General features: G+C 72.8%; 14 protein-coding genes. 4 read left to right on the top strand and 10 right to left on the bottom strand.

Annotation, left to right across the window (positions count from 1 at the left end; all coding sequences use genetic code 11):
• Nucleotides 1–60 precede the first annotated feature (60 nt).
• The 5 genes from ADK55_RS24455 to argC are packed head-to-tail and all read right to left on the bottom strand — an operon-like array spanning nucleotide 61 to nucleotide 4,918.
• Nucleotides 61–597 carry an arginine repressor gene (locus tag ADK55_RS24455; protein ID WP_053681932.1) on the bottom strand — a complete coding sequence of 179 codons (537 nt, stop codon included), beginning with the start codon at nucleotides 595–597 and terminating at the stop codon, nucleotides 61–63.
• 7 nt (nucleotides 598–604) lie between these two features.
• Complete coding sequence (locus ADK55_RS24450) at nucleotides 605–1,834, bottom strand: acetylornithine transaminase (RefSeq protein WP_053681931.1); 1,230 nt, start codon at nucleotides 1,832–1,834, stop codon at nucleotides 605–607.
• Entirely contained in the window at nucleotides 1,831–2,739 is a 909-nt protein-coding gene (gene argB / locus ADK55_RS24445; protein ID WP_053681930.1) for an acetylglutamate kinase, read from the bottom strand. The genes ADK55_RS24450 and argB overlap by 4 nt, the downstream gene beginning before the upstream one ends.
• Nucleotides 2,736–3,893, bottom strand: coding sequence for a bifunctional glutamate N-acetyltransferase/amino-acid acetyltransferase ArgJ (argJ, locus tag ADK55_RS24440; protein ID WP_053681929.1), 1,158 nt, complete (start codon nucleotides 3,891–3,893; stop codon nucleotides 2,736–2,738). The genes argB and argJ overlap by 4 nt, the downstream gene beginning before the upstream one ends.
• Nucleotides 3,890–4,918 carry an N-acetyl-gamma-glutamyl-phosphate reductase gene (gene argC, locus ADK55_RS24435; RefSeq protein WP_053681928.1) on the bottom strand — a complete coding sequence of 343 codons (1,029 nt, stop codon included), beginning with the start codon at nucleotides 4,916–4,918 and terminating at the stop codon, nucleotides 3,890–3,892. Before argC ends, argJ begins: the two co-directional genes overlap by 4 nt.
• Before the next feature lie 162 nt (nucleotides 4,919–5,080).
• On the opposite strand from argC, the gene ADK55_RS24430 reads away from it, so the two are divergent.
• Complete coding sequence (locus tag ADK55_RS24430) at nucleotides 5,081–5,506, top strand: VOC family protein (RefSeq protein ID WP_053681927.1); 426 nt, start codon at nucleotides 5,081–5,083, stop codon at nucleotides 5,504–5,506.
• Between the two features lie 80 nt (nucleotides 5,507–5,586).
• Here the strand turns inward: ADK55_RS24430 and ADK55_RS24425 are convergent, their stop codons facing one another.
• Nucleotides 5,587–6,339, bottom strand: coding sequence for a hypothetical protein (locus ADK55_RS24425; RefSeq protein ID WP_053681926.1), 753 nt, complete (start codon nucleotides 6,337–6,339; stop codon nucleotides 5,587–5,589).
• Nucleotides 6,340–6,392: 53 nt separating this feature from the next.
• Complete coding sequence (locus ADK55_RS24420) at nucleotides 6,393–7,826, bottom strand: PLP-dependent aminotransferase family protein (protein ID WP_053681925.1); 1,434 nt, start codon at nucleotides 7,824–7,826, stop codon at nucleotides 6,393–6,395.
• Here ADK55_RS24420 and ADK55_RS24415 point away from each other — a divergent pair.
• Nucleotides 7,825–8,730 (top strand): DMT family transporter, encoded by a 906-nt coding sequence (locus ADK55_RS24415; protein WP_078999344.1) that lies wholly within the window; start codon nucleotides 7,825–7,827, stop codon nucleotides 8,728–8,730. The genes ADK55_RS24420 and ADK55_RS24415 overlap by 2 nt on opposite strands.
• A gap of 59 nt (nucleotides 8,731–8,789) precedes the next feature.
• Nucleotides 8,790–8,987, top strand: a complete 198-nt coding sequence (locus ADK55_RS24410; protein WP_053681924.1) for a DUF1918 domain-containing protein — start codon at nucleotides 8,790–8,792, stop codon at nucleotides 8,985–8,987.
• 95 nt (nucleotides 8,988–9,082) lie between these two features.
• Here ADK55_RS24410 and ADK55_RS24405 read toward each other — a convergent pair whose 3' ends face one another.
• A complete protein-coding gene (locus ADK55_RS24405) occupies nucleotides 9,083–10,342 on the bottom strand; it encodes a glycoside hydrolase family 10 protein (RefSeq protein ID WP_053681923.1) in 1,260 nt (419 codons plus the stop codon).
• A gap of 154 nt (nucleotides 10,343–10,496) precedes the next feature.
• Here ADK55_RS24405 and ADK55_RS24400 point away from each other — a divergent pair, with 154 nt between their 5' ends.
• On the top strand, nucleotides 10,497–11,399 hold the full coding sequence (locus tag ADK55_RS24400; RefSeq protein ID WP_053681922.1) for a 3-hydroxybutyryl-CoA dehydrogenase: 903 nt from the start codon (nucleotides 10,497–10,499) through the stop codon (nucleotides 11,397–11,399).
• A 28-nt stretch (nucleotides 11,400–11,427) separates the two neighbouring features.
• Here the strand turns inward: ADK55_RS24400 and ADK55_RS24395 are convergent, their stop codons facing one another.
• Complete coding sequence (locus tag ADK55_RS24395) at nucleotides 11,428–11,949, bottom strand: NUDIX hydrolase (protein ID WP_384615821.1); 522 nt, start codon at nucleotides 11,947–11,949, stop codon at nucleotides 11,428–11,430.
• A gap of 61 nt (nucleotides 11,950–12,010) precedes the next feature.
• The gene (locus ADK55_RS24390; RefSeq protein ID WP_053681920.1) at nucleotides 12,011–13,348 is read right to left on the bottom strand and encodes a hypothetical protein; all 1,338 of its coding nucleotides are present in this window, start codon (nucleotides 13,346–13,348) and stop codon (nucleotides 12,011–12,013) included.
• Between the last annotated feature and the right edge of the window lie 127 nt (nucleotides 13,349–13,475).

Below are 13,475 nucleotides of genomic sequence, written 5' to 3'. Positions count from 1 at the left end.
GCAGCCGATTTCGGCGCCCGCCCGCGAGGCGCCCGCCCGGGGCGGGACGCCTCGCGGGGCTCAGCCTTCCTTCTGCGCCAACCGCAGCAGGTGGTCGGCGAGGGCCTGACCGCCCGCCGGATCACGGCTGATGAGCATCAGGGTGTCGTCGCCGGCGATGGTGCCGAGGATCTCCCGGAGTTCGGCCTGGTCGATCGCGGACGCGAGGAACTGGGCCGCGCCGGGCGGGGTGCGCAGGACCACGAGGTTCGCGGAGGCCTCGGCGGAGATCAACAGTTCCCCGGAGAGGCGCCGCATGCGCTCCTCCTTCGCCGACTCGCCGAGCGGGGCCTGCGGGGTGCGGAAGCCGCCCTCGCTGGGGACCGCGTAGATCAGCTCGCCGCCCGTGTTGCGGATCTTCACCGCGCCCAGCTCGTCGAGGTCCCGCGAGAGCGTCGCCTGGGTGACGCTCAGCCCGTCGTCGGCGAGCAGCTTGGCCAACTGGCTCTGCGAGCGCACCGGTTGCCGGTTGAGGATGTCCACGATCCGGCGGTGGCGTGCGGTGCGGGTCTGGGGGACGGACTGGCCGTTCTGCTCGTGTTCCTGCGCCTGACTCATCGTCGTCTCATTCCCCGGTTCGTCCGTCCCCGTTGGCTGCGTCCTTGGCTGCGTCGAGCACGCCGGGCAGGGCCCGGAGGAACGCGTCCGCCTCGGCCTCGGTCAGTACGTACGGGGGCATCAGCCGTACGACGTCGGGGGCGGGCGCGTTCACCAGGAAGCCGGCGTCCTGAGCCGCCTGCTGCACCAGGGCTGCGAGCGGCTCGGTCAGCACGATACCCAGCAGGAGGCCGGCGCCGCGGACGTGGGAGACCAGGCCGTGGCCCAGGCCCTCGATCCCGGAGCGCAGCCGCTCGCCGCGTGCCTTGACCCGGTCGAGCAGGCCGTCGGCGGCGATGGTGTCGATCACGGCGAGGCCGGCGGCGCAGGCGACCGGGTTCCCGCCGAAGGTGGTGCCGTGCTGGCCGGGCCGGAGCAGGTCGGCGGCCGGGCCGAAGGCGGCGACGGCGCCGATCGGCAGGCCGCCGCCCAGGCCCTTGGCGAGCGTGACGAGGTCGGGCTCGACGCCCTCGTGGGCCTGGTGCTCGAACCACTGGCCGCACCGCCCGACGCCGGTCTGCACCTCGTCGAGCACGAGCAGGGTTCCGGTGGCCCGGGTGATCTCACGGGCGGCCGTCAGGTAGCCGGCGGGCGGGACGACGACGCCGTTCTCGCCCTGGATCGGCTCGATGATCACCAGTGCGGTCTCCTCGGTGACGGCGGCCCGCAGGGCCTCCACATCGCCGTAGGGGACGTGCGTGACCTCGCCGGGCAGGGGCAGGAAGGGCTCCTGCTTCTTGGGCTGGCCGGTGAGCGCGAGGGCGCCCATGGTCCGGCCGTGGAAGCCGCCGTCGGTGGCCACCATGTGGGTCCGACCGGTCAACCGGCCGATCTTGAAGGCGCCCTCGACGGCCTCGGCGCCGGAGTTGCAGAAGAAGATCCGGCCCGGGCGGTCGAAGAGCTGGAGCAGCCGCTCGGCGAGCGCCAACACCGGCCCGGAGGCGTACAGGTTGGAGACGTGGCCGAGGGTGGAGATCTGCGAGGTGACGGCCGACACGATCGCCGGGTGCGCGTGGCCCAGGGCGTTGACCGCGATGCCGCCGACGAAGTCGGTGTACTGCCTGCCGTCCGCGTCCCAGACCTGAGCGCCCTCGCCGCGCACGAGGGCCAGCGCCGGGGTGCCGTAGTTGTCGGTCAGCGCGCCCCGCCAACGGGCGCCGTAGCGCTGGTTGCCGGTCTCCTGGTTTCCGCCGGTCATGCGGGTTCCCCTCCCTGTGCGTCGGGCACGACCATCGTGCCGATTCCCTCGTCGGTGAAGATCTCCAACAGGATCGAGTGCTGGACCCGTCCGTCGATCACGCGGGCGGTGTTCACGCCGTTGCGCACGGCGTGCAGGCAGCCCTCCATCTTGGGCACCATGCCGCTGGACAGCTCGGGCAGCAGTTTCTCCAGCTCGCCGACGGTGAGCCGGCTGATCACCTCGTCGCTGTTCGGCCAGTCCGCGTACAGGCCCTCGACGTCGGTGAGGACCATCAGCGTCTCGGCGCCCAGCGCGGCGGCGAGGGCCGCGGCCGCCGTGTCGGCGTTGACGTTGTAGACGTGGTGGTCGTCGGCGCTGCGCGCGATGGAGGAGATGACGGGGATCCGGCCGTCGGCCAGCAGCGCCTCGATCGCGCCCGTCTCGATGGCGGTGATCACCCCGACCCGGCCGATGTCGACGAGTTCACCGCCGATCTGCGGGCTGTGCTTGGTCGCGGTGATGGTGTGGGCGTCCTCGCCGGTCATGCCGACCGCGAGCGGCCCGTGCTGGTTGAGCAGCCCGACCAGCTCGCGCTGGACCTGCCCCGCCAGCACCATGCGTACGACGTCCATGGCCTCCGGCGTGGTGACGCGCAGGCCCGCCTTGAACTCGCTGACCAGGCCCTGCTTGTCCAGCTGGGCGTTGATCTGCGGTCCGCCGCCGTGCACCACGACGGGCCGCAGCCCGGCCTGGCGCAGGAAGACCACGTCCTGGGCGAAGGCGGCCTTGAGGTCTTCGTCGATCATGGCGTTGCCGCCGAACTTGATCACGACGATCTTGCCGTTGTGGCGGGTCAGCCAGGGCAGGGCCTCGATGAGGATCTCGGCCTTGGGGAGCGCGGTGTGCTTCCTCGCGGTGCTCATGAGCTGTACGCGCTGTTCTCGTGGACGTACTCGGCGGTCAGGTCGTTGGTCCAGATCACCGCGGACTCGGAGCCGTTCGCCAGGTCGGCGGTGATGCGGACCTCGCGGTCCTTCATCGAGACCAGGTCGCGGTCCTCGCCGACCGAGCCGTTGCGGCACACCCAGACGCCGTTGATGGCGACGTTCAACCGGTCCGGGTCGAAGGCGGCCCGGGTGGTGCCGATGGCGGAGAGCACCCGGCCCCAGTTGGGGTCCTCGCCGTGGAGGGCGCACTTGAGCAGGTTGTTGCGGGCGATGGACCGGCCGACCTCGACCGCGTCGTCCTCGCTGAGCGCGCCGACGACCTCGACGCGGATGTCCTTGCTCGCGCCTTCGGCGTCGCCGATCAACTGCCGGGCGAGGTCGTCGCAGACCGTCCGTACGGCCTCCGCGAAGGACTCGTACTCGGGCACCCGGCCGGAGGCGCCCGAGGCGAGCAGCAGCACGGTGTCGTTGGTGGACATGCAGCCGTCGGAGTCGACCCGGTCGAAGGTGGTGCGGGTGGCGGCGCGGAGCGCCTTGTCGAGGGTGGGGGCGTCCAGGTCGGCGTCGGTGGTGAGGACGACGAGCATGGTGGCCAGTCCCGGGGCGAGCATGCCCGCGCCCTTGGCCATGCCGCCGACGGTCCAGCCGTCCCGGGTGACGGTGGCCGTCTTGTGCACGCTGTCGGTGGTCTTGATGGCGATGGCCGCGTCCTCGCCGCCGTCGGCGGAGAGGGCGGTGACCGCGGTCTCGACGCCGGCGAGCAGTTTGTCCATGGGGAGCAGGACGCCGATCAGGCCGGTGGAGGCGACGGCGATCTCGCCGGCGTTGTGCTCGCCGCCGAGCGCCTCGGCGACCTTCTCCGCCGTGGCGTGGGTGTCCTGGAAGCCCTTGGGGCCGGTACAGGCGTTGGCGCCACCGGAGTTGAGGATCACCGCGCTGACGGCGGCGCCGCGCAGGACCTGCTCGGACCAGTGCACGGGCGCCGCCTTGACGCGGTTGGAGGTGAAGACGCCCGCGGCTGCCAGTCGCGGCCCGTTGTTGACCACGAGGGCCAGGTCAGGGCTGCCGTTCGCCTTGATTCCGGCGGCGATGCCCGCCGCCGTGAATCCCTGTGCTGCCGTGACGCTCACGGTGCGACTCCGATCGTGGAAAGGCCCAGGCCCTCGTCGAATCCGAGGGCGATGTTCATGCTCTGCACCGCGCCGCCGGCGGTGCCCTTGGTCAGGTTGTCGATGGCGCTGATCGCGATGATCCGCCCGGCGGACTCGTCGTACGCCACCTGCACCTGGGCGGCGTTGGAGCCGTGGACGGACTTCGTGACGGGCCACTGCCCCTCGGGGAGGAGGCGTACGAAGGGCTCGTCGGCGTAGGCCTTCTCGTACGCGGCGCGGACCGCGTCGGCGGTGGTGCCGGGGAGGGCCTTGGCGGAGCAGGTGGCGAGGATGCCCCGGGCCATGGGCACCAGGGTGGGCGTGAAGGACACCGAGACCCGCCGGCCCGCGAGGGGGCTGAGGTTCTGCACCATCTCGGGCGTGTGGCGGTGACCGCCGCCCACTCCGTACGGGCTGACGGAGCCCATGACCTCGGAGCCGAGCAGGTGCGACTTGAGGGCCTTGCCGGCGCCGGAGGTGCCGGTGGCCGCCACGATCACGGCTTCCGGCTCGGCGAGCCCGGCGGCGTAGGCCGGGAACAGCGCGAGCGAGACGGCGGTCGGGAAGCAGCCGGGAACGGCGATACGCTTGGCCCGCTCCAACGCGGCGCGGGCGCCGGGGAGCTCGGGGAGTCCGTAGGGCCAGGTCCCGGCGTGCGGAGCGCCGTAGAACCGGTCCCAGTCGGCGGAGTCCTTGAGCCGGTGGTCGGCGCCCATGTCGACGACGAGCACGTCCTCGCCGAGGCGGGCGGCGACGGCGGCGGACTGGCCGTGCGGCAGGGCGAGGAAGACGACGTCGTGTCCGGCGAGGACCTCGGGCGTGGTCGCCTCCAGGGTCCGGTCGGCGAGGGGCACGAGGTGCGGTTGCAGGGTTCCGAGGGATTGGCCCGCGTTGGAGTTGCCGGTCAGCGCGCCGATCTCGACCTCGGGGTGCGAGAGCAGCAGGCGCAGGACTTCACCGCCCGCGTATCCGCTCGCTCCGGCCACCGCTACACGTACCACCATCGGACCCTCCTCATCGATGGCATGACTATACGTATCTATGCACGTTTATGCAAAGCATCCTCGCGTCTCGCCGGGCATCGCCGGCGCACGGCGCCGCGCCGTCCAATCGTGGTCCGCGCATGTCGCCCGCGGTTCGGTCGCGGCGCGCGGCACAGTGGTGTCGTGAACGCTGACGACGGCAACATTCTGGCCCGGGGACACGTCGCGACCCGGCTGCCCGCGCAGGACCTGGAGCGGGCGAGGCGCTTCTACGCCGAGCGGCTCGGCCTGGAGCCCGTGGACGAACGGCCCGGTGGGCTGTTGTACCGGTGCGGGGGCACGGAGTTCGTCCTGTTCGCGTCCACGGGGGCGTCTCCCGGCACGTTCACCCAGATGGGATGGGTGGTCGACGACCTGACGTCGGTCGTGTCGGAGCTCCGGCGGCGCGGGGTGCGGTTCGAGGAGGTCGACGCGCCCGGGTTGCACACCGAGGACGGGATCGCCGAGATCGAGGGGAACTACCCGAGCAAGGGCGCTCGGGGTGAGCGCGCCGCCTGGTTCCGCGACAGCGAGGGGAACCTGGTGGGGATCGGCGAGCCCATCGTCTGACCGGGACCGGGACGGGGGCCAGGACCGGGACCGGGACCAGCCGGCCGGCCGACCGGCCGACCGACCCCGACCCGGTCGCCTCAGCCGAGCGAGTGCCTCACCCACACGTTCGGTTCCACGTACACGGCGTACCCCTGCTCCGCCTCGCAACGGACGGGCAACAGCGCGCCGGGCACCCGCACCGGGCCGGTCGTGTCGAAGGGCAGCCCGGTCCACTCCCGCCAGTCGGCCAGGGACCCGCTGACCGTCATGGACAGCGGCGCCACGGAGTCGATGACGGCCCCCGCGCGGACGTGCACCCGCAGCCACGGGTCGTGGGGCAGACCGTCCTCGCGGGTGCGGTACGCGTACTCGTCCATCGGGGTGTCCGGCTCGGCGTGCTTGCCGTTCGGCCGTACGGGGGCCACGACCTCGGCGAAGCCGCGGGCGCGGGCGTTGTCCCGCATGGCCGCGAGCATCAGCCCCGACAACCCCTCGCCCTGCCGGTCGGCGGCGACGGTGATCTCGATGGCGCTGACCGTGTCGGGTGCCACCCCGCGCCGCAGGTCGGAGAAGGCCCACAGCAGGACCTGGTCCCAGCCGCGGGCGGGCAGCACGCCGGCGCCGCGGCCTTGCGCGTGCAGGGCGAAGGGCAGGCTGAACGCCCTGGCGACCACCGCGTCGCCGTCCGTGCCGACCAGTACGTGGTCGGGGAACTCGGCCACCATGCGCGGGTACAGCAACCAGGCCAGCGAGTCGTGGCCGGCGAACGGGGGCCACGGGTCCTTCATGTCCCAGAGCCGGGCGGCCAGTTCGGGACGCCGGGCCAGGGTGGTGATCTCGATGCCGGTCATGGGCGCAGGCTAGGCGGGGCTCGCGCGCCCCTCAACCGAATTGCGGGGCGGTGTCACGCGTGGGGGCCGAGGCCGGATCGCAGCCGTTGGGCGGCCTCGGTCAGCTCGCCCGCGCCGGCGACGCCGGCGAAGCTCAGCCGTACGTAGGGCCCCGGCGGTTCCGCACCGAAGTACGGGCGGCCGGGTGCGACCGCGACGCCGGCGCGCAGGGCCGACGCGACGAAGGCGGCCTCGTCCGCGCCGTCCGCGAGCCGGAGCCACAACTGGTATCCGCCGGAGGGCGGTTGGGGGAGGGTCAGGGCGGGCAGTTCCCGGCGCAGGGCGCCCGCGAGGACGTCCCGGCGGTGCCGCAGCTCGGCGGCGACGGCCCGCAGGTGCCGGGGCCAGGCGGGCGCGCCGACCAGTTCGAGGGCGGCCTCCTGGAGCGGGCGGGATACGAAGAAGCTGTCCACGACCTGGATGGCGCGCAGCCGGTCGAGGACGGGACCTCGGGCGGCCAGCGCTCCCACGCGCAGGCTGGGCGAGGTCGCCTTGGTGAGCGAGCGGACGTGGACGACGACCCCGTCGGCGTCGTCGGCGGCGAGGGTGGCGGGCAGCGGGCCGGCGTCCTCGTGGGCCAGGTTTCGCGCGTAGTCGTCCTCGACCACGAAGGCCCCGGCCGCGCGCGCGATCCGTACGACCTCGGCGCGGCGCGCGGTCGCGAGGACGGAGCCGGTCGGGTTCTGGAACAGCGGCTGGCAGACGAAGACGCGGGCGCCCGTCGCCTCGAAGGCGGCCGCCAGCAGCTCCGGGCGGACCCCCTCGACGTCGACGGGGACCGGTACGGGACGGCAGCCGGAGGCGCGGGCGATGGCGAGCAGCCCGGGGTAGGTGGGCGACTCCACCAGGATCGGCGCGCCGGGCGGGGCCAGTGCCCGCAGCGCGGTGGTCAGGGCGCTCTGCCCGCCCGCGGTGACCAGCACGTCGGCAGCCGACACGGCGCCGCCGATCTCCCGGGCGAACCAGTCGCGCAGTTCGGGCAGCCCTTCCACCGGGGGCCTGCTCCACGCGCCGGGCCGGCGGCCGGCGCGGGCGAGGGCGGCCGCCATGGCCCGCTCGGGCTGGAGCGAGGGGTGCAGGTATCCGCTGTTCAGCTCGATCACCCCGGACGGCGGGGCGGCCAGCGAGACGAGCACCCCGGAGGCGTCCACGGAGCGCGGGACCACGTCGCCGGCGCCCTCCCCGCTGAGGGTGACCTCCTGCCAGGAGGTGTCCCCGGACGCCGGTTCCGCGGAGCGGGGTCGGGCCCGGAACACCCCGGCGCCGGGTCGGGTGACGACGAGCCCCTCGGCCGCGAGCAGGGCGAGGGCGCGCGACACGGTGACCGGACTGACCCGGTAGTGCTCCACGAGGGCCCGACTCGACGGCAGCTTTCCACCCACCGAGTAGCGGTTCAGTTCCGACTTGAGGGATTCGGCCAGTTCCGCCGCACTGCTACGCTCGTACATGACAGCACAGAATAGCGCTACTCGTCCGACCCCGATAGCGGTTCAGCGCGGAGCCAGAAGCGGATCCGCTCTCGCCGGGCTCGGGGTCGTCGCCTTCTCGCTGACCTTTCCCGCCACCGCCTGGGGCCTGGAGAGCTTCGGCCCCTGGTCGCTCGTCGCCGTGCGCAGCGTCCTGGCCGCGGCCATCGCGGGCGCCTTCCTGCTGGCCCGCCGGGTGCCGCTGCCCGACCGCGCGCACTGGGTGGGGCTCGCCGTCGTCGCCGCGGGGGTCGTCGTCGGCTTCCCCCTGCTCACCACCCTCGCGCTCCAGACCTCCACCACCTCGCACGCCGCCGTCGTGGTCGGCCTGCTCCCGCTGACCACCGCCGTGGTGTCCTCGCTGCGCACGGGGGCCCGGCCGTCGAGGCGGTTCTGGGCCGCGGCCGTCGCGGGGGCGGTGATCGTGCTCGGCTTCACCCTGGGTCAGAGCGGCGGCTCCCTCTCGGCCGGCGACGGCTACCTCTTCGGGGCGCTGCTCGTGTGCGCCGCCGGCTACACCGAGGGCGGGCGGCTCGCCCGCCTGCTGCCGGGCTGGCAGGTGATCGGCTGGGCGCTGGTGCTGTGCCTGCCGCTCAGCCTCGCCGGTTCGGCGCTGGGGTTGGCGTACGAGCCCGTACACCTGACCGCGCACGGGGTGATCGGGCTGGTCTGGGTGGCGGCGGGCTCGACCTTCCTGGGGCTGTACGTCTGGTACCGGGGCATGGCGGAGATCGGCGCGGCCCGGGCCAGCCAGCTCCAGCTCGCGCAGCCCCTGCTGACGCTGGTCTGGTCGGTGGCGCTGCTCGGCGAGCACATGTCCCCGGCCGCACCGGTGGCGGCCGGTGCGGTACTCGTCTGCATCGCGGTGACACAGCGGGTCAAATAGTGCTGGAACGACCTAAACTGCTAGCACCGGATCAGACCGCCTTGTGAGGGAGGCCGGCTATGCGCGCGACCGAGGGCGACCAGTTGGTGCAGCACGGCAGGATCGTGGGCCAGCACGACAAGGTGGGTGAGATCACCCAGGTACTGGGAGAGAACGGAACCCCTCCCTACCGGGTCCGCTTCCAGGACGGGCACGAGGCCGTGATGTCCCCGGGCCCCGACTGCGTCGTCAAGCACCCGCCCGAGCCCACCCACTGAGCCCACACCCGACACCCGACCCACCCCGGACACTCCACCCACCCGACACACGGACCGACGCGCGCCCGTCTCGACGCGAAGGGCGACGCCGAGGCTCAACGCGGCGGCACGCGCGTCGGATAGTGATCGGCCACCACCCTGGCCATCGCCCCGTTGGGGTCCGCGACCACCTGCTTCGCCGAGAAGTAGCAGTGGCCGCGGACCTGCGCGTGATCCCGGGCGAAGCGCACGTGACGCGACAGCTCTCCCGGGTCGCGCCACGCGGCGGTGGGGCTCGCGGCGTCGCAGCGGTAGAGCGCCTCCCCCACGTACAGGTCGACGCCCGTGCCCTCGACGGTGCGCGCCCACCACGGCACGAGTGAGGCGTAGTCGGCGGTGGGGTGGCCGATCTGCCAGTAGACCTGCGGCGCGATGTAGTCGATCCAGCGTTCCTTGACCCACTTGCGGGTGTCCGCGTACAGGTCGTCGTACGTGCCGATGCCCGCCCGGGTCGGGGAGCCGAGCGGGTCGGACTCCTGGTTGCGCCAGACCGCGAACGGGCTGATGCCGAACCTCGTCCCCGGGCGGACCGTGCGGAGCTGCTCGGACATCTCCTTCACCAGGGTGTCGGTGTTGTGCCGCCGCCAGTCGGCGAGGGAGGCGAAGGAGCCGCCGTACTCCTCGAAGGCCTCGTCGTCGTCGAAGTCCACGCCGTCCACGGGGTACGGGTAGAAGTAGTCGTCCCAGTGCACGGCGTCGACCGGGTAGCGGGCGACCGCGTCGAGCATGGCCCGCTGCACGAAGGCCCGCACCTCGGGCAGTCCCGGGTTGTAGTACAGCTTGCCTCCGTACGGGACCGTCCAGCCGGGGTTGCGGCGCGCCGGGTGCGCGGGGGCGAGCCGGGTCGGGTCGGTGTGGTTGGCCACCCGGTACGGGTTGAACCAGGCGTGCAGTTCCAGCCCCCGCGCATGGGCCTCGGTGACCGCCGTGCCCAGCGGGTCCCAGCCGGGGTCGACCCCCTGGGTCCCGGTCAGCCATTGGGACCAGGGCTCCAGCGCGGAGGGCCACATCGCGTCGGCGGTGGGCCGGACCTGGAGGACCACCGCGTTGAGCCGGCGCTCGACGGCGGTGTCGAGGAGCGCGAGGAGTTCCGTGCGCTGCGCGGCGGCCGAGAGCCCCGTCTCCGAGGGCCAGTCGACGTTCTGTACGGAGGCGATCCACATCCCCCGGAGCTCGGAGGCGGGCGCCCCCGTCGGCACCGGCCTTCGCTCCTCGGGTCGTGTCCTGCCCGCCGCCCCGGCGGGTCCCGCCCCCGTGGCCGAGGCCAGTAGCCCCGCGCCCGCCGCCAGCAGTCCCCGCCGCCCGATGTACGTCATGTGACGACTCCGTTCCGTTCCGTGACAATGCGTTGCGTGCGCCCAGCATGCCCGCCCCGGCCCGCCGGCCGGGGCAAGGTCGGGGGTAACGTCGGGGGGCGTGGCGGGCGCCGGAACGCAGTTACCACTGCCCAGTACGGGGGACCCGCGATGGATGAGCAGCGAAAGGCACGATGTGACGGACCTCTCTACCCTCCCGACCGACATCGCACGCGTCGGCGTGGTGGGCTGTGGCCAGATGGGCGCTGGCATCGCGGAGGTGTGCGCCCGCAGCGGTCTTGAGGTGATGGTCGCCGAGACCACCGGCGAGGCCCTGGAGATCGGGCGCACCCGGCTGCACAACTCCCTGATGAAGGCCGCCGAACGCGGCAAGATCAGCGAGGAGGAGCGGGACGCCACCCTGGCCCGCCTCACCTTCACCACCGACCTCGGCGAGTTCGCCGACCGCGACCTCGTCATCGAGGCCGTCGTCGAGAACGAGCAGGTCAAGACGGAGATCTTCCAGGTCCTCGACCAGGTGGTCACCCGCCCGGACGCGATCCTCGCCTCCAACACCTCCTCGATCCCGCTGGTCAAGCTGGCCGTCGCCACCTCGCGGCCCGACCAGGTCATCGGCATCCACTTCTTCAACCCGGCCCCGGTGCAGCAGCTCGTCGAGCTGATCCCGGCGCTGACCACGGGCGAGGAGACCATCAAGCGGGCCGAGGCCCTGGTGCGGGACGTGCTCGGCAAGCACGCGATCCGCGCCCAGGACCGATCCGGTTTCGTGGTCAACGCGCTGCTCATCCCGTACCTGCTGTCGGCGATCCGGATGTTCGAGTCCGGCATCGCGAGCCGCGAGGACATCGACAACGGCATGGAGCTGGGCTGCGCCCACCCGATGGGTCCGTTGAAGCTCGCGGACCTGATCGGCCTGGACACGGTGGCCTCGGTGGCGGACTCGATGTACGCGGAGTTCAAGGAGCCGCTGTACGCCGCTCCCCCGCTGCTCCAGCGCATGGTCGACGCGGGCCGCCTCGGCCGCAAGACGGGTTCGGGCTTCTACCCGTACGCCTGATCGTCCGGGGCGGGCCGAAAGAGATCGACTAGCCCAGCCGCAGATGGTGCAGGAGCAGCAACCCGGCCGCCATGTTGGCGGCCGGGATCTCGCCGCGCGCGATCATGTCCGGCACCAGCTTCAGCGGGACCCACTCGCGGCGCGAGGACTCGAAGTCGTCCTCGGGGTGACCGATGTACGTGGCCCCGTCCGCCCAGTAGAGGTGGTGGCGGGCGTCGGTCAGCCCGTTGGAGGGCTCCACGGTCATCAGGTGGTGGAGCGGGCCGGGCCGCCAACCCGACTCCTCCTCCATCTCCCGGGCGGCCGCGACGGCCACGTCCTCGCCGTCCTCGACCACACCGGCGGGCAGTTCCCAACCCCAGCTGTCGGTGATGAAACGGTGCCGCCACAGCAGCAGCACCTCGTTGGCCGCGTTGACGGCGGTGGCGACCGCCACCGGACGCAGCCGGATCACGAAGTGGTCCAGGTGCCGGCCGTCGGGGAGTTCCACATCCGCGAGGTTCACATCGAACCAGCGGTTCTTGTACACGGTCTGCTCACTCAGGTTCATCCACTGCACGGTTGTGCCACCTTCCGAATCGTCGGTAGCAACATGGCAGCAGTCCGACCCCTTACAGGGGAACGCGCAGCGCCCCGTCGATGAGCCGGGCGGTCTCCTCCGCGCTGGCACAACCGCTGGTCAGGAGCCTCTCCCTGACCGCCCTCAGCCGATCCCGCAGCCGTTGCGACTCCATGCCCCGGACCCGCTCGGCCATCTCCACCGCCGCCGGCACCGCCCGGTCCGGCTCCCCCTGCCGCAACTGCACCTCGCACAGGATCGCCAGCCGATGGACCCGCCCGCGGTCGTGCGCGGGCGTCCCGACGGCCGCCTCCGCCTGGGTGTGGGCCGCCTCCAGGTCGCCGAGGGCGAGCAGCGCCTCCGCCACCTGAACGTTGACCAGCCCGGGCTGCACGTATCCCGTCTCCGCCGGCTCGGTACCGGGTCGGATCCGCTCCGCCTCCGCCTCCGCTTGCCGGATGCACGCCAACGCGGCCGCCCCGTCGCCGAGTCGGGCGTACGCCTTGGCCTGCATCGCGTGCAGGTCGGCGGCCAGCGCCGGGGTGGTGTGCCGGCCGGCGGCCCGCAGCGCGGCCTCGGCGAACGCCACGGCCTGCCGGTGGTCCCCCAGGTACAGCGACTGGTTGACGAGCAGCGCGATCACGTACGCCCCGAGCCCCCGGTCCCCGCTGGCCTTCGCCATCCGCAGGGCCTGGTGGAAGTACCGCTGGGCCGCCCCGTGGGCGTCCGAGTCGTACGCGCAGATGCCCGCGACCGCCACCAACGAGCCGGTGGCCCGGTGCAGTTGTCGGCCCAGCGCGTCGGGGTAGCTTCCGCGCAGCATGGGCGCGGTCTCGTTGCCCAGGAAGCGGACGATCCGTGCGCGGGTGGCCATCCCGCCGGCCCTGCGGTACATCAACTCGTAGTGCGCGCGGGCGGCCCTGAGGACCTCGATGTGCTCGGGCCCGATCCGCAGCGGGCCGTCCCGGGACACGTCGCAGTCCTCGGGCGGGTTCTCCCACTCCCAGACCGGCATGACGGCCGAGGTGCCGGTGACCGCCTCGTCGGACCGCAACGGGGAGCGGCCCTGTTCGTCGGCGCGCCACAGGGCGGCGGCCCGGTCCACGAACCCGTTCAGCGGGGTCGCGTGGGGCGCGGGCCGACCTCCGGCGCCGAGCCCGGCGTCGTCGAGCGTGACGGGCCTGCGCAGCCGCCCGCCGAGCACCTCGCAGATCAGCACGGGCACCTGGCCGCGCGGTCGCTGCCCCTTCAACCAGCGGGAGACGGCGGTGTGTTCGTAGCGCAGCGCGAGTCCGAGGCCGCGGCCCGCCTGGTTGACGTGCGCGGCGAGTCCGGCGTGGGACATGCCCGCCTCTGCGAGGAGGGCGTCGAGCAGGGCATTGGGCTGCATGGGGCCCTCCAAGGGCTCGTCCGCATCAGGCTAATGGGTGCGCGGTTCACACGGGGTGTGAAACGAGTACGCGCATAAATGCGATACGCACCCTGCCGCGAAGGCGCCCCGGAGCGCTTCACTTAAG

This window comes from Streptomyces sp. WM4235 (genome assembly GCF_001279725.1).
Classification (GTDB): domain Bacteria; phylum Actinomycetota; class Actinomycetes; order Streptomycetales; family Streptomycetaceae; genus Streptomyces.
Note: the sequence above shows the minus strand (reverse complement) of the source record. Positions and strands in the feature narration are given on the sequence as shown.